We start from the raw sequence: 16458 nt of genomic DNA on the forward strand, positions 1-16458 counted from the left end.
ACTAATACACGATTCTATCTGCCAAATGACTAACCGCTAATGCAAAGTAATACGAGCGGTTCCATTTCATCAGCACGTTGTAGTTGTTGTAAACCAGATACGTACGACCATCTTCGTCATCAGGCATAATCAGCCATGCTTTAATATCATCGCTTAGTGCTGGTAGTGGCTTACCATCATAACGAGTAATACCCAGCTCGTTCCATTCACGTAAGTACTTGCCTTTCTCAGGCTGGCGACCTTCAAGGTTTTTATCTAAGCCATGAGGCACTTTGACTTGGCGACCCCAAGTGTATTTATCATCCCAGCCAGATCGGCTTAGATAATTCGCTGTTGAAGCAAACACATCCGACTTACTGCCCCAAATATCTTTCTTGCCATCACTATTGCCATCGGCCGCAAAAGCTAAGAATGAACTTGGCATAAACTGACATTGCCCCATCGCACCAGCCCAAGAGCCTTTCATATCATCAGGCGTAATGTGCCCTTGCTGAAGAATTTGCAACGCTGCCATAGTTTCTTTACGGAAAAACTCTTCGCGTCGGCCTTCGTAAGCCATGGTTGATAGAGCATCAATGACGCTAAAGCGCCCCATATTGGCACCAAAATTACTTTCCACACCCCACAAAGCAACAATAAAACGAGGCTGAACACCATATTGTTCACCAATACGGCTCAGCTCTTGGTAATGCTTTTCATACAGAGCGCGAGCTTGCTTTACTTTCCAATCCGGTACTGCACTTGGAATATATTCGTCCAGTGTTTTCTTTTTCTCTGGCTGATTACGATCAGCCACCACTGCACGAGGCTTGTATTCTACCTTGGTAAAAGCAGTTTGAAGAATCTGCTCTGAAATACCTTCTTCGCGGGCTTGTTGTTTCAGTCCTTCTACATACTGTTCGAAACTCAATTCGTTCGACAATACTGGCGCAGAGAGGCTTAACCCCAAAACCACTGATAAAAATTTTCTCAACCTAGCCTCCTTGAGTATTCTCACTCAGGATTGTTCTGAGCTTTTCTTTCTTTATGTTGTTCTAATAGATTCACTGGTGGTGGCGGCAATTGCAAGAAGAAACCTTGTTCATCCAACGACGCTTTGACTTTTTCCACATTTACCTGAGCTAATTGGCGTGATTCTAGGTTAACCAACATAACAAATATTGGTTTACCAAATGTTTGCATCAGCGCTTCTGGGATCTGTGAGAAATCATCTCTTTTTGGAATATAGAGATAGGTGCCTTCTTTCTTAGAACTTTTGTAGATAGAACAAAGCATGATGAGCCTTTTATTGTAAATAACACGTACTAATGACGAGTTTTGTCTAGAAATGGTCAAGATTCGACAAAAATGCGACCAAATCACTTAATTAACCGCAAGATAACTTGCTGAGTATGGGCGCTGAATATAACATGACACCCCTAGTCTCAGGCAACGCCTAGCCAAGAGTTTATGAGGTCAACGTTTCAATGTCTAATACACCTGACCTAAAAGGTAGTAGTTTTACTTTGTCAGTTTTACACCTTTCTGACAATCACATCAGCAACACTATAGATTTTCTCAAACAAAAAATCGCGCAAGCGCCTGCATTTTTTGCAAATGCTCCCGTCGTTATCAATATTGCTAAAGTCGATGGAGACATTGATTTTGTACAGTTGAAAAGCGGCATTAGCGAAGCAAACTTAATTCCTGTTGGTATTTCCGGCTGTAAAGATAAACGCAGTCAAACGCTTGCTTCTGAAGCGGGTTTTGCCGTGATGACAGCCAGCAACAGCCCAACGAACGCGCCAGCAAAGATGGCACCAACCAAAGTGGTACGCACCCCTATTCGCTCCGGTCAGCAAGTTTATGCCAAAGATGGCGACTTAGTGATACTCAACCATGTCAGCGCGGGTGCTGAAGTCATTGCCGATGGTTCAATTCATATTCACGGTACACTGCGTGGACGCGCTATCGCAGGTGCGAGCGGTCAAAAAGAAGCACGTATTATTTGTCACGATTTACAAGCTGAGCTAGTCTCCATTGCTGGAAATTATTGGCTTAGCGATCAGATTGAAAGTAAGTTTTGGCAGCAGAAAGTCATGCTGAGTATGAATGATGACTCACTGCTGTTCGAATCTCTCGCAATTTAAGTTTTAAAGGAAGTAATAAAAATGGCACGCATAATTGTCGTAACGTCGGGTAAAGGCGGTGTGGGCAAAACCACATCTAGCGCAGCGATTGCGTCAGGCTTGGCTTTAAAAGGTAAAAAGACAGCGGTTATCGATTTTGATATCGGCCTACGTAATCTTGATTTGATTATGGGCTGTGAACGTCGCGTTGTTTATGACTTCGTCAACGTGATCAACGGTGAAGCAACGCTGAACCAAGCGATGATCAAAGACAAACGTAACGAGAACTTATTCATTCTTCCTGCTTCTCAAACTCGCGATAAAGATGCATTGACCAAAGATGGTGTGCAACGCGTATTCGATGAGTTAAAAGAAATGGGCTTTGACTTCATCATCTGCGATTCTCCAGCAGGTATTGAGCAAGGTGCTTTAATGGCACTTTACTACGCAGATGAAGCGATAGTGACAACTAACCCAGAAGTCTCTTCTGTGCGCGACTCGGACCGAATTCTTGGCATTCTTGATTCTAAGTCACTGCGCGCAGAACAAGGTATGGAGCCTATCAAGCAGCACCTGCTTTTGACTCGTTACAACCCAACACGTGTTAATCAAGGTGAAATGCTTAGCGTACAAGACGTTGAAGAAATTCTGCACGTGCCTCTATTGGGTGTTATTCCTGAGAGCCAAGCAGTATTGAACGCATCAAACAAAGGTGTTCCAGTCATTTTTGACGAGCAATCTGATGCAGGTCAGGCATACGATGACACCGTATCACGTCTGCTTGGCGAAGAAATCGAATTCCGTTTCCTAACCGAGCCGAAGAAAGGCATCTTTAAACGACTTTTTGGGGGCTAAACAGCGACTATGTCTTTACTTGAATTTTTCAAACCACAGAAAAAAACATCCGCAAGTTTAGCGAAGGAACGTTTACAGATCATTGTGGCAGAACGTCGTAGCCAGAATGATCCTGCGCCAACCTATTTGCCTCAGCTGAAAGAAGACATTCTTCAAGTGATAGCAAAATACGTGGCAATAGACCCGTCAATGGTCGAGCTCTCTTTCGAACATAAAGATGATGATATTTCAGTGCTGGAGCTGAATGTTAAGCTTCCAGACGATGAAAAATAAATTGCGATGATCATAAAAAACAGCCGACATTTCACTGTCGGCTTTTTTTTATTCGCAGAAACTCTACAGACTTAATCCACCAGCTTGTCTAAGCGTTCGCCAAGAATAGGCAGACGCCATCCACTCATCACATCAGGAAGATGTTCAGGATCACGATCGTTATTCCAGACCCAACTTAATAGTTGATTAAGCTGTTTTTTCGATGCCAAAAATTCCGTCGCAAGTCCTGTCGATTGAGAGACCGACTTCACTTCATCTTTTAGCTTCTTAAACAGTTGCTTGTAACCCGGGTAATCCATCAAAGGAACGATTTTCTCTGGATAGTAATCTTCCGGTGTTTGCATTGCATCTTTCACGATTTGAATCAGCTTGGTACTGTGGCGACGCACCGCGTGCGGATCTACACCCTCTTCGATCATACGTTTAGGGCTACGCAGTGCCAAGCGAGCGATAGTCAGCAACTCATTTTCACGAACGACAAAGTTCAGGGCTAAATCGCGTTTTACTGCTTCCTTATAACGCCACGTTGCCAGCGGTTTTAAGATAGCCAGTTCTTTAGGGCTAAGCTGCCATGCGCCTTTGATATCTAAATACACGTTATCAGGATTAACTGACTTAATGCGTTTCTCTACCAGTAGTTCCGATTCCTGCTGTGCAGCATCCCACCAGCCGACTTGAGTCACTTTCTCTAACAGTTGCTCATACATTGGCTGTAAATAGAAAACATCCGCAGCAGCGTAATCAAGCTGCTTTTGTGATAAAGGACGAGCTAGCCAATCCGTACGAGATTCACTTTTATCTAACTCAACACCCAGCAGATCCTTCACCAAAGAAGCAAAGCCTGTGGAAAGGCCATAACCGAGAAAAGCAGCCATTACTTGGGTATCAACCATTGGAAATGGCACACAACCAAAAGCATTCTGGAACACTTCCAAATCTTCACCACAAGCATGAAGCACTTTCAGAACCGAGGTGTCTTTTAGTAACTCGGTAAATGGCGACATATCATCCATAGCGAGAGGATCAATCAAAGAAAGATTTTCACCATCAAACAGCTGGATAAGCCCTAACTGCGGAAAAAAAGTACGGGTACGAACAAATTCGGTATCGAGCATAACGACATCGGCGTCTCGTGCTAACAAGCACACACGCTCTAATTCGTTAAGCTGGGTAATAATCTGATAATTCACAAATGGCTCACTATGAGTTTCCCTTTTCGGCATCAGCATGATTTCAACGGGAACAAAAATGCCGACGGTTTAGGTCGGCATTGTAACATCATTAAATATAAGGTTACGCACTTTTAGCTGAAGCTGCGTCGTTCTCTTCACGCAATACGCGACGCAGAATCTTACCAACGTTCGTTTTTGGTAGTTCATCTCTGAACTCAACTAACTTAGGTACTTTATATCCTGTTAAGTATTCACGACAGTGCTCGATGACATCTTCTTTGGTTAAGCTTGGGTCGCGTTTAACCACGAAAATTTTCACTACTTCACCAGAAATCTCATGAGCTTGACCAATCGCAGCCACTTCTAGAACTTTTCCATGCAGGGCGACCACATCTTCAATTTCATTTGGATAGACGTTAAAGCCTGACACCAGAATCATGTCTTTCTTGCGATCAACAATATGCAGTAAGTAATTTTCGTCAAACCTTACGATGTCACCCGTTGATAACCAACCATCTTCATCCAACACTTCTTTGGTCGCTTCAGGGCGCTGCCAGTAACCTTGCATGACCTGTGGGCCACGTACTTGCAGCTCACCCACTTGGTCATTCGGCAATACGTTACCTTCATCATCAACGATACGAACTTCCGTTGACGGTACAGGTAAACCAATCGCACCAGTATATTCAGTAAGGTTATGAGGGTTGCCAGTCACCAACGGGGCACATTCGGTCAAACCGTAACCTTCGAGCAAATGGATACCGGTGATCTTTTTCCATTTCTCAGCTACCGCACGCTGTACAGCCATACCGCCACCAACCGATAATTTCAGGTTGCTGAAATCCAGCTCATGGAAGTCTTCATTATTGACCAGCGCGTTAAACAAGGTGTTTACCCCTGTAATAGCGGTCGCAGATGTTCTCTGTAACTCTTTAACAAAACCCGGAATGTCTCTCGGGTTGGTGATCAGCAGGTTGTTGCCACCCATCTCAATAAACAGAAGACAGTTCACGGTGAGTGCGAATACGTGGTAAAGCGGCAACGCCGTAACCACTAATTCACGGCCTTCACGCAATACCGCACCGTAGGCACCTTTTGCCTGCAACACGTTAGCAATCATATTTCTGTGTGTCAGCACTGCACCTTTCGCAACACCCGTAGTACCACCGGTATATTGAAGGAAAGCAATATCGTCACCCGCCATGAAAGGCTTCACATACTGCTGACGGCGACCTTTATGCAATGCTTTACGCATAGAAATAGCACCAGGAAGATGATACTTCGGCACCATTCCTTTTACGTACTTCACGACGAAATCAACTACCGTGCCTTTTGCACGTGGTAGCATCTGACCAAGGCTGGTCAAAACAACGTGTTTAACTTGTGTGTTATCAACGATTTTTTCTAACGTGCTGGCAAAGTTAGAAACAATAACGATCGCTCGCGCATCCGCATCATTTAGCTGATGCTCTAACTCACGTGGCGTATAAAGTGGGTTCACATTAACCGCAATAAGACCCGCACGCAAAATACCGAACAACGCGACCGGATATTGCAAAAGGTTTGGCATCATTAACGCTACGCGATCGCCTTTCTTTAATTTCAAATCGTTTTGCAGATACGCAGCAAATGCTCGGCTACGCTCTTCCAATTTGCGATAAGTCATTACCGTGCCCATGTTAATGAAAGCAGGCTGATCAGCAAATCGATTAACAGATTGTTCGAACATTTCCACCAATGATGGATATTGATCGGGATTTATGGTCTCTGGTACTTCACTTGGGTAACGTGAAAGCCAAGGTTTATCCACAGTAATACTCCTCGTTATTGGCTGGCAATTTGTCGTCAACGACCTTCTTTTGGTGGATTGACTTTATGTCGCGCCATTATTTTTATGGCGCTTATTACAGCACAGCCTCGATGCTTGAGCACGAAAAGGCTCAAACACTTGTTTAAATTTTGTTAACTACGCCAAAAATTAGTTCTGCAACCTGCTCAGGTTGTTCTAAATGGCAATGATGACCACCAGAAACAGTGAACGTCTCTAGGCGACTTTGCTCCGAAATGCTGCGATGTTGCTTTAAACTCTGAAAACCCTGTTCACCGATAATCAGTCGATGAGGACATTGAATCGCATTGATAATTTCGGCCGCATGTTGCGGTGACATCCGATATAAAGATTCACTTTTTAACTTAACGTCATGACGCCAGTGCCATTTTCCATCCACCGCTTTCATACCACGTTCGACAATCGGTGTTATCAACTCAGGAACAATGTGGTTGGCCATCGACCGGCGCTCTATTGCTTGTGATATGTCGTCATAGCCATGTTGCGGCTTCTTGCGTAAGCGTTGGCGGCTCATGACACCCTGACGAATTCTCTCAACGCTTTCGGAAGCAGACTCAGCCAAAGGCTCATAGCCTTCTATCTGAATTAATCCATCGACCCGCTCTGGAAAGGCGGCACTATAGCAACTTGCAATCAAAGCACCAAGAGAATGACCTACGATCACCAGCTTGTTTGCTGAGAAATTAAGCGATAACTGACCAAAATCATCAATATAGTCGTGAAAAGGGTAAAAATTGCTGCCATTTTTATGCTCAGACAACCCATGCCCAGGCAAATCGATTGCGCAAAGGTGTAACAATGGCTCAAGAGCCGTCAGTCTTTGCATTACTGAGAAAAAGCTCGCTGCGTTATCTAGCCAGCCATGAATAAAAACGACCGAAACTTCGGCCGTTTTTGCATCTCCATATTCCACTGCCGCTATCTTGCCGCTATGGATTAAGTATTGAGTCTGTTTGAACATCATTTCACTTCTTGTATTACTCTGCCTTCACGATACATGTCATCTCTATCACGGCAGAAATAACTTAAACAGTGGTGAGATAAATAAGGTCCGCTGTCTTGCATGATGATGCGTTCTTCGACACGCCAGAGGTGATAACCCTTCACTGTCATTACCGGATACTTATGTTCGAAATCACCCACCTTGCCTGTTTCTGGCTCAGCCGTGTTGCCTAATAACGTCACCAATCGACCTTCTGAGAAAGTGACCGGATCTAAGAACTCATTCACATAACCGACGAAACGCCCCTGCGGTTCAACTTTAACGCTTGGTCTGCCAACACTATCAATCGGCACATTCACCACTTCGATGCGGGTTCTATCTTTGAGGTTGGTAATATTGGCGATAACGCCGCCTAATCGAACTTCACTACCTTGCGCAGTGCCAGATTCCACCCATGTTTTGTAATCAGAAATAACCGTTTCTTCTGAGGAAGCGTTCAGTTCGGTTGGTAATGAGGTACAGGCGGAAATAACAAAGACAGCCGACAAGGCAAATAAATGGCGTAAAGTGAATCGTGTCATGATGGCCTCTCAGGCTAGGCTTTAAGATGCAAATGGTTCAAATATAAATATCGACCCCTAACAGCTGGGCTAGTTCCTCTCTTTTAGCACGATTCATCACATCCATATAAGCTTCCATGGCTTTTCTGGAGCGGCCTTCCGGTAAATCGTACTCAACTTGAGCTCGATGGATTTCAGATTCATCAACGGGACGAATAGAGTGCGAGACGGCTTCAGCTACTTTCGTCGCTCTGGTCGCAACTTCAGTACCCTTTTTGACCCCGTTGTTTTTCTTTGCCTTGGATGTTCGGTTGGTATTCGAGACATTGCCGGGCAATCCATTAATTGAAACCATAAAGCTCCTACAGTAAGTGGGGTAAGGTTTTCATCCTTACCCTTGCAAGTGACTTGTTCTCAACTCAACGCTTATCCGCGACCTTACGTTTACTCACGTCCCGGTAGCTTTTTCCATGCCACTGTGTCACGCAAATACACTGGGCTAGAGTCTTCTACTACTGTTGTATTGCCTTTTGCCCATTCAAACTGAGCGAGATAAACAATGTCTTGCGAATCTGGGTACAGTATTTCGCTCTCGATCAACGTCAGTGGCAGCGCTGCCAAATCATCAGCGTAAGCTTCCCAACCTGTACCTACTTTTGCCCAAGTTTTATCATCTTTCTGAACTTCTTCAGCTAAAACAGACGGTGGAATCACGCATTCCGCGTCGACTTCATTCCAACTGCCATCTTCTTGACGCTCAAAACGGCCCCAATACACTTCACTCATTCGTGCGTCGATCGCACTCGCAACGTGAGTCACACCGTGTTGACGGTACGCACCCTGTGCCATTGCCGCTAACGTTGATACACCAATCATGGGTAAATCCGCACCGAATGCTAAACCCTGTGCAATTCCGATACCAATTCGAACGCCTGTAAAGCTACCCGGACCACGACCGAAAGCAAGCGCGTCTAAATCACTCAGCGCTAAACCCGCTTCTTTTAGAACCTCATCCACCATTGGCAGAATTTTTTTTGTATGGTCGCGAGGAGCAAACTCACTGCGAGAATAAACTTTATCACCAACCATTAAGGCGACTGAACACTGCTCTGTCGCTGTGTCTAAGGCAAGAATTTTTGCGCTCATGAATATCTCTAAATTGTTTCTATTTCTGATAATTGTGCAAGAAAGCTTTTGACCACATCCAAATCTCGCGTACGCGGGATAGGAGGCAAACTGGCAAGAAATATTCCGCCATAGTCTCGGGTCACTAATCGATTATCACAAATGATCAATGCACCTTTATCTTTCTTGTCTCGAATAAGTCGTCCGACACCCTGCTTTAAGGTGATCACCGCTTCTGGCAACTGAACCTGAGCAAACGGATCTCCGCCTCGTAAACGGCAATCTTCGATTCGCGCCTTTAACAGCGGGTCATCTGGAGCGGTAAACGGAAGTTTGTCGATGATAACACAGCTTAATGTGTCACCTCTAACATCAATCCCTTCCCAAAAAGCACCTGTTGCCACCAACAAGGCGTTGCCTAACTCCATAAACTCAGCCAGCGTTTTCTGCTTACTGGTTTCACCCTGCATTAATACCGGTAAGGTTAGCGTTTCTCTGAATTTCTCACCCAGTTCTCGCATCATGCTGTGTGAAGTACACAAGAAGAAACAGCGCCCTTGGTTTTGTTCTATGACTGGTGCCAGCATGCGTACCAGTTTGTCGGCAAGCCCCGGACTGTTCGGCTCAGGCAGATACCTTGGAACACACAGTTTTGCCTGATTCTGATAATCAAAAGGACTCGGCAGAGAAAACTGCTCTCCGGGCTGCAACCCCAAACGATGAGTGAAGTGTCCGAAGTCGTCACTGACTGCCAATGTGGCGGAGGTAAAAATCCACGCCCCTTGTTTCATTTCAATCTGTTCGTGGAACTTGTCGGCAACAGAAAGCGGCGTAATATGCAAACTGAAATGACGTGGTGTGGTATCAAACCAATAGGAGTAACCAGTAATTGAAACATCACACACTCTTTCAATTCGACCTTTAATCAGGTTGGCACGCTCATAGGCAGCATCCAATAGCTGGCTGCGACCTAAAGCAATTTTGAGTACTTCTATGGCGAAATTGAGGCTGTCTTTAACTCGCTCAATTTCACGGGCAATCGAAGGGGAAGCCATCGCTTCTCGCCAGTTACCTCTGTGCCCTGAATCGCCAAGCACGATGCGTAAATCAGCCGCAGACTGAACCAGCTTATCGCCTACTTTTTGCAGTTGGCGCATATCCTTAGCTTCAGTGCGATAAGCAATTTCAATGTCTTTAGCGAGATCTTGAATTTGTCGACTCGACACCGACTGACCAAAATATTGGCTGGCAATATCAGGCAACTGATGTGCTTCGTCAAAGATAAACACTTCCGCTTCTGGAATCAGTTCGCCAAACCCAGTCTCTTTGATGGCTAAATCAGCTAAGAACAGGTGATGGTTGACCACCACGATATCCGCGTCCATCGCTTTACGTCTTGCTTTATTAACGAAGCAATCGGTATAGCTCGGGCAATCTTTGCCTAAACAGTTGTCATTGGTGGAAGTGATGGTTGGAATGATCATGCTGTCTTCAGGCAATGTATCGCACTCACCTAAATCGCCGCTTCTGGTCTCCGATGACCATGCCCTTACTTTTACAAGTTGTGTGAGCAATTGCGGGTCAGCAGCATCGTTGGTGTGACTTTCAACCATTTGTCTGCTCAGGCGGTCTAGGCACAAATAGTTAGAACGACCTTTGAGTAATGCGACATTGCCGTGAAAGCCCAGAGCATCAACCATTAAGGGAAGATCACGGTGAAACAGCTGCTCTTGCAGGTTTTTAGAGCCCGTGCTGATGATGGTTTTCTTACCGCTTAATAGCGCAGGCACGAGATAAGCAAAAGTTTTACCCGTTCCTGTTCCTGCTTCCACGACCAACTGCGATTCGCCAGCAATTGCTTTTGCAACTGCCTGAGCCATATCGATTTGAGCTTGTCGCGGCTGGAAGCCCGGAATGGCTTTGCCTAATGCGCCTTGTTGAGAGAAGGTTTTTTGGATCATCCACGTCGAAAAAATAATAACTTTGGCGCGATTATGGCAGGTTTTTAAGTCGGGGGCGAATGCAGTTAGACCCCGCTCTTTGAGAAGGGGCGACATGTACTTACATTCGAATTAGATTATGTCAGGTACGAACCCAATCCATACCTGACATAAGGGCATTATTTCCGAGTCAAATAGCGGTTTAACCACTTAGAACCGACTTCCAGCGAGGTTAGCTCAACTTGTGGCATCATCGCCTTCGCCGCCTCTTCTGGTGACGCTTTACTCTCCCACATAAACTCTAAGATATCGTCATCAACACTGTGATCACCCATTAATGAAATAACACGTTCAACGTACAATTTACGTGCAAGTAATTCTTTGTCCATAAACACCACCTTCGCAAAACAAGTACCAACAGAAGAGACGCTTTCAATAGCCGAGGATTCACTGAGCCTAGTTATATTAGTTGAAACCAATAGGAGAATAGATTAATTATAGAAGCCAAATTCGAAATTGGTTTGCCGTTCAAGCCAATCTATCTCTTCTAAGAATGAAAAATTTGCACGCCCGGAAGTCGTAATTAATGGAAAAGAAAACTCTCCTAACGCATTGCAGTGATGCACCAGGACTTATCTCAAAAATCACCAACATCTGTTACAAGCATCAGCTAAACATCATTCATAACAATGAGTTCGTTGACAATACCAGTGGTCACTTCTTCATGCGTACTGAGCTTGAAGGCTACTTCAATGACCACACGCTGTTGGCAGACTTAGACCAAGCTTTACCTCAAGGTGCAAAGCGCAAATTGGTCGATTCATCACGTAAGCGTATTGTGATACTGGTCACCAAAGAAGCGCATTGCTTGGGTGATATTCTGATGAAAAACTACGATGGCAGCTTAGATGTAGATATCGCAGCTGTGGTGGGTAACTACGACAAACTGCAAACCTTAACTGAGCGATTCGACATCCCTTACCACTGTGTGTCTCATGAAGGTCTTAACCGCCAAGAACATGAAAAAGAGTTGTTGGAAGTGATTGAACAATATCAACCAGATTATATTGTTCTTGCTAAATACATGCGTGTTCTGACTCCGAGCTTTGTTGAGAAATTTCACCACAAGATCATCAATATTCACCACAGCTTCTTGCCTGCGTTTATCGGCGCGAAGCCATACCAGCAAGCTTATGAGCGTGGTGTGAAGATCATTGGTGCGACGGCTCACTTTGTGACCAACGATTTGGATGAAGGCCCAATTATCAAGCAAGATGTCATTCCTGTGGATCATACATTCAGTGCTCAAGATATGGCTCAGGCTGGGCGTGATGTTGAAAAGAACGTTCTTAGTAAAGCTCTGAACAAAGTGATCAATGACCACGTATTTGTCTACGGCAATAAGACTGTGATTCTTTAATCTACGAGAGCAGAATCTACGAGAATAAAAAATGGCGCTGATTCAGCGCCATTTTCGTTTGCTCATAACCAGTCATTAAATAGACACGGCCAACTTCACCCCTTGGCGAATGGCACGCACCGCATCCAGCTCTCCCGCAAGTTCTGCCCCACCAATCACATGGAGCTTATCAGACAAATCTGCCCACTTGTCTTCAAACGGACGTACTGAAACCTGCCCTGCACAGATAATGACTTTATCCACATCAAGAAGCTTTGATTCACCGTCAACACCGATATGAAAACCTTGGCTATCAATACCCTGATATTGAACACCGCCCAGCATGTGTACGCCACGCTTCTCTAGAGTGCGTTTATGAACCCAGCCTGTTGTTTTGCCCGGCCCTTTACCGACACTGCCTTTGCGACGTTGTAGTAACCACACCTCTTTTTCACTGCGTGAATCAGGATAAGGGTACAAACCGCCCGGGTAAGTAATCTCTTTGTCTATGCCCCACTCGTGTAACCAGTCATCCAAATCATGCTCGGATGGCTCAGTGATCATGCTTGCAACATCGACACCAATACCACCAGCACCAACGATAGCGACTTTATTGCCTACCGGTGTCTTTTCGCGAATCAGCGTTTGGTAATCCACCACTTTTTCGCTGTTTTCTAAGCCTGCAATGTCGACTTTGCGCGGTTCAACACCCGATGCCATGACGACTTCGTCATACTCCGCTAACATAGAGAAATCGGCTTCCGTTCTTAAATGCAAACGTACACCAGTTTCGTCAATGCGATTCGCGAAGTAACGAATCGTCTCACGGAACTCTTCTTTACCCGGAATTTGCATCGCTAATCGGAACTGACCACCAATGCGATCGCTTTTTTCAAACAGGTCAACGTCATGTCCTCGTTCTGCCAACGTCGTTGCACAAGCTAGACCCGCAGGACCTGCACCGATCACTGCCACTGTCTTCTTAATGCTGGCAGGTTGAACCACAATTTCTGTTTCGTAACAGGCTCGCGGATTAACCATGCACGATGCACGTTTACCTTTAAACACGTTATCCAAACAGGCTTGGTTGCAGCCAATACAAGTATTAATAAACGCAGCTCGACCTTGCTCTGCCTTGTTGACAAATTCAGGGTCGGCCAAAAATGGTCGAGCCATTGAAACCATATCCGCTTTGCCTGAAGCAATAATGCTCTCGGCTTCGTCTGGAGTATTGATACGGTTACAAGTGATCACTGGAATCGACAAGTGAGGTTTAACCTTCTCCGTTACCCAGCTGAATGCTGCTCGAGGAACTTGCGTCACTATGGTTGGAATCCGAGCTTCATGCCAACCGATTCCTGTATTGATGATCGTCACACCCGCCATTTCTAACTCTTTCGCCAGCATCAACACTTCTTCAAATGTACTGCCTTGCTCAACCAAATCCAGCATCGACAAACGGAAGATAATGATGAACTCTTCACCCACCGCTTCACGAATAGCTCTGACTACTTCAAGTGGGAAACGGATTCGATTGAGATAACTACCACCCCAGTCGTCATAACGCATGTTCGTGCGTTTACAAATAAACTGGTTTAGCAAGTAGCCTTCAGACCCCATAACTTCAACGCCGTCATAACCTGCGAGCTGAGCCAGCTCAGCACTATTGGCAAAGGCTTGAATGGTTTTTCGGATCTGGCGCGGTGTCATTTCGCTAGGAACAAATTTACTGATTGGAGATTTAATGGCAGACGCGCTCTGTGAGAATGGATGCATGGCATAACGGCCAGCATGAAGAAGTTGCAGCGCAATTTTACCACCATGTTGATGTACCGCATCGGTCACCACTTTATGCGCTTTAGCATGTTTCACACTACTAAACTCGGCACCAAATGGGTGTAAACGTCCGCGAAGATTGGGCGAGTATCCACCCGTAACAATTAGGCCCACACCACCTTTAGCTCGTTCTTCATAAAATGCGGCAAGCTTATGTAAACCTTCTTTTTCGTCTTCTAAACCAGTATGCATTGAACCCATCAACACTCGGTTTTTTAACTGAGTAAATCCTAAATCCAATGGCTGTAGCAGATTTGGGTACATGGAGAGTTAACCTTTATCGTTATTGTTTTCCGACCACACTATTCCTCACTCACACAAAAATCAAACAAGTGTTTACATTTTTGTAACACCGATCAATCTTGCGGTTGTTTGCGTATACTAGATCACGTACGATGCAACTTAATTAATATTCCAAGGTGTTGTTTTGGTGATATTAACAAGCATTTCGATGGCATTGCTGGAGACACAATGAAGACAATATTCCGATTTATTGGGCTGCTTTTAAAAGGGATTTGGAAACTAATCACTTTCATTCGTATCGCTCTTACCAACCTCATTTTTCTACTCAGTATCGCGTTAGTGTATTTCCTTTACGCTTATGAGACCCCAGCGCCTGTGGTTGAGAAAAAATCTGCCTTAGTGCTCAACCTATCCGGACCTATCGTTGAACAGAGCAGTTATTTAAGCCCGATGGACTCCGTCACTGGCTCTGTATTAGGCAAAGATTTGCCAAAAGAAAATGTGTTGTTTGATATTGTGGAGACCCTTCGTCACGCAAAAGACGACGACAAAATTACGGGCTTAGTTTTGGCTCTGCGTAATATGCCAGAAACCAACCTAACCAAATTGCGTTATATCGCGAAAGCCATTAATGAATTTAAGGCCTCTGGCAAGCCAGTTTTTGCTCTGGGCGACATGTACAACCAAAGCCAATATTATCTGGCAAGTTATGCCGATAAAGTATTCATGGCACCTGACGGCGCAGTTCTGTTACATGGCTACAGTGCTTACAACATGTATTACAAAACTCTACTGGAGAAACTCGATGTGAACACTCACGTGTTCAGAGTCGGTACCTACAAATCCGCTATTGAACCTTTCATCCGTGATGATATGTCAGATGCGGCACGTGAATCGGCTTCTCGTTGGTTAACTCAGTTATGGGGAGCCTACATTGATGATGTAGCAACCAACAGAGGTATTGATGCTGACGCATTAACACCAAACATGGATGAGTTCCTCGCTCTTCTTGAGCAAACATCGGGAGACTTAGCGCAACTGTCATTGAACATTGGACTCGTTGATGAATTGGCAACTCGCCAACAAATTCGACTTGAGCTTGCTAAAACCTTTGGCAGTGACGGCAAAGACAGCTACAACGCGGTCAGCTACTACGACTATGCTCCAACAGTCACACCTAAAATAAGTGCGACCAGCGATGATATCGCGATTGTGGTGGCCAGCGGCACGATTATGGATGGCTCTCAACCTCGCGGTAGCATCGGCGGTGACAGCACGGCAGCTCTTCTTCGCCAAGCACGCAATGATGACAACGTCAAAGCGGTGGTTTTACGAGTAGACAGCCCAGGGGGCAGCGCGTTTGCTTCCGAAGTGATTCGCAACGAAATCGATGCTCTAAAAGCGGCGGGTAAACCTGTGGTCGTTTCAATGTCGAGCCTGGCAGCTTCCGGCGGTTACTGGATTTCAATGAGTGCAGATAAAATCGTGGCTCAGCCAACGACCTTGACCGGTTCAATCGGTATCTTCAGCGTCATTACGACGTTTGAAAAAGGTCTTAACAAGCTGGGCATTTCTACCGATGGTGTGGGTACTTCGCCATTCTCGGGCATTGGTATCACTACAGGCCTGAATGAAGGGGCACAGAAAGCGCTGCAAATGGGTATCGAACATGGATACCACCGTTTCATTTCACTCGTGGGTGAAAGCCGTGGTATGTCCGTTGAAGACGTTGATCAGGTAGCTCAAGGCCGAGTCTGGACAGCCCAAGATGCACAGAAGCTTGGTTTGGTCGACAAACTGGGTGACTTTGACGACGCCGTTAAGCTCGCGGCTGAACTGGCAAAATTGGACGACTACAACCTGTTCTGGGTGTCTGATCCTCTAAGTCCAGCGCAGCAAATTCTGCAAGACCTCTTTGGTCAGATAAAAGTAAGCTTAGGCTTGGACGTTTCCAGCATGGTTCCAGCCGCGTTTCAACCTGCAGCAAGTCAGTTGCTGAACGATGCGAACATGTTAAGCAGCTTTAACGATCCAAAAGGACAATACGCGTTCTGTCTGCCCTGCCAAGTACAATAGTCAGACTAACAGCACGAAATTTCCGTTTAAGGGGCGCTAAACACACAGCGCCCCTTTTTATTACAATCGTTTTCGTTAT

16 protein-coding genes are annotated in these 16458 nt (G+C 45.3%); 5 read left to right on the plus strand and 11 right to left on the minus strand.

The features are described 5' to 3' along the window. Position 1 precedes the first annotated feature (1 nt). Together HUO09_RS11990 and HUO09_RS11995 are read right to left on the minus strand one after the other, a co-directional pair. Positions 2-973 carry a lytic transglycosylase domain-containing protein gene (locus HUO09_RS11990; protein WP_188234107.1) on the minus strand — a complete coding sequence of 324 codons (972 nt, stop codon included), beginning with the start codon at positions 971-973 and terminating at the stop codon, positions 2-4. A 20-nt stretch (positions 974-993) separates the two neighbouring features. Continuing rightward, positions 994-1275 carry a YcgL domain-containing protein gene (locus tag HUO09_RS11995; protein WP_167410886.1) on the minus strand — a complete coding sequence of 94 codons (282 nt, stop codon included), beginning with the start codon at positions 1273-1275 and terminating at the stop codon, positions 994-996. Between the two features lie 191 nt (positions 1276-1466). Between HUO09_RS11995 and minC the strand changes: the two genes are divergently transcribed. From minC to minE, 3 genes are read left to right on the plus strand one after another with little or no spacing between them, the layout of a single operon-like run. Beyond that, entirely contained in the window at positions 1467-2129 is a 663-nt protein-coding gene (gene minC, locus HUO09_RS12000) for a septum site-determining protein MinC (RefSeq protein ID WP_188234108.1), read from the plus strand. Between the two features lie 21 nt (positions 2130-2150). After that, positions 2151-2963 (plus strand): septum site-determining protein MinD, encoded by an 813-nt coding sequence (gene minD / locus HUO09_RS12005; protein ID WP_188234109.1) that lies wholly within the window; start codon positions 2151-2153, stop codon positions 2961-2963. A gap of 9 nt (positions 2964-2972) precedes the next feature. Then, positions 2973-3236 carry a cell division topological specificity factor MinE gene (gene minE, locus HUO09_RS12010; protein WP_042486075.1) on the plus strand — a complete coding sequence of 88 codons (264 nt, stop codon included), beginning with the start codon at positions 2973-2975 and terminating at the stop codon, positions 3234-3236. A 71-nt stretch (positions 3237-3307) separates the two neighbouring features. Here the strand turns inward: minE and rnd are convergent, their stop codons facing one another. From rnd to HUO09_RS12050, 8 genes are all read right to left on the minus strand, one after another. Beyond that, a complete protein-coding gene (gene rnd / locus HUO09_RS12015; protein WP_167410889.1) occupies positions 3308-4426 on the minus strand; it encodes a ribonuclease D in 1119 nt (372 codons plus the stop codon). 103 nt (positions 4427-4529) lie between these two features. Next, on the minus strand, positions 4530-6218 hold the full coding sequence (gene fadD / locus HUO09_RS12020; RefSeq protein WP_188234110.1) for a long-chain-fatty-acid--CoA ligase FadD: 1689 nt from the start codon (positions 6216-6218) through the stop codon (positions 4530-4532). Between the two features lie 142 nt (positions 6219-6360). Continuing rightward, complete coding sequence (locus HUO09_RS12025) at positions 6361-7221, minus strand: alpha/beta fold hydrolase (RefSeq protein ID WP_188234111.1); 861 nt, start codon at positions 7219-7221, stop codon at positions 6361-6363. Further along, positions 7218-7781: a Slp family lipoprotein gene (locus HUO09_RS12030; protein ID WP_188234112.1), complete on the minus strand. Its 564-nt coding sequence runs from the start codon at positions 7779-7781 to the stop codon at positions 7218-7220. The genes HUO09_RS12025 and HUO09_RS12030 overlap by 4 nt, the downstream gene beginning before the upstream one ends. 37 nt (positions 7782-7818) lie before the next feature. Beyond that, positions 7819-8115: a hypothetical protein gene (locus HUO09_RS12035; protein WP_042486082.1), complete on the minus strand. Its 297-nt coding sequence runs from the start codon at positions 8113-8115 to the stop codon at positions 7819-7821. Positions 8116-8204: 89 nt separating this feature from the next. After that, complete coding sequence (gene tsaB, locus HUO09_RS12040; protein ID WP_188234113.1) at positions 8205-8906, minus strand: tRNA (adenosine(37)-N6)-threonylcarbamoyltransferase complex dimerization subunit type 1 TsaB; 702 nt, start codon at positions 8904-8906, stop codon at positions 8205-8207. Positions 8907-8914: 8 nt separating this feature from the next. Beyond that, positions 8915-10846 (minus strand): ATP-dependent DNA helicase, encoded by a 1932-nt coding sequence (locus tag HUO09_RS12045; RefSeq protein WP_188234162.1) that lies wholly within the window; start codon positions 10844-10846, stop codon positions 8915-8917. Positions 10847-11004: 158 nt separating this feature from the next. Beyond that, on the minus strand, positions 11005-11214 hold the full coding sequence (locus HUO09_RS12050; RefSeq protein ID WP_167410894.1) for a hypothetical protein: 210 nt from the start codon (positions 11212-11214) through the stop codon (positions 11005-11007). A 197-nt stretch (positions 11215-11411) separates the two neighbouring features. Between HUO09_RS12050 and purU the strand changes: the two genes are divergently transcribed. Beyond that, complete coding sequence (gene purU / locus HUO09_RS12055; protein WP_167410895.1) at positions 11412-12245, plus strand: formyltetrahydrofolate deformylase; 834 nt, start codon at positions 11412-11414, stop codon at positions 12243-12245. A gap of 75 nt (positions 12246-12320) precedes the next feature. On the opposite strand, the gene HUO09_RS12060 is transcribed toward purU, so the two are convergent. After that, positions 12321-14324 (minus strand): NADPH-dependent 2,4-dienoyl-CoA reductase, encoded by a 2004-nt coding sequence (locus HUO09_RS12060; RefSeq protein WP_188234114.1) that lies wholly within the window; start codon positions 14322-14324, stop codon positions 12321-12323. Positions 14325-14531: 207 nt separating this feature from the next. On the opposite strand from HUO09_RS12060, the gene sppA reads away from it, so the two are divergent. Next, positions 14532-16379 (plus strand): signal peptide peptidase SppA, encoded by a 1848-nt coding sequence (sppA, locus tag HUO09_RS12065; protein ID WP_188234115.1) that lies wholly within the window; start codon positions 14532-14534, stop codon positions 16377-16379. Positions 16380-16458: the final 79 nt, after the last annotated feature.

Source organism: Vibrio sp. Y2-5 (assembly GCF_014596725.1).
Classification (GTDB): Bacteria; Pseudomonadota; Gammaproteobacteria; order Enterobacterales; family Vibrionaceae; genus Vibrio.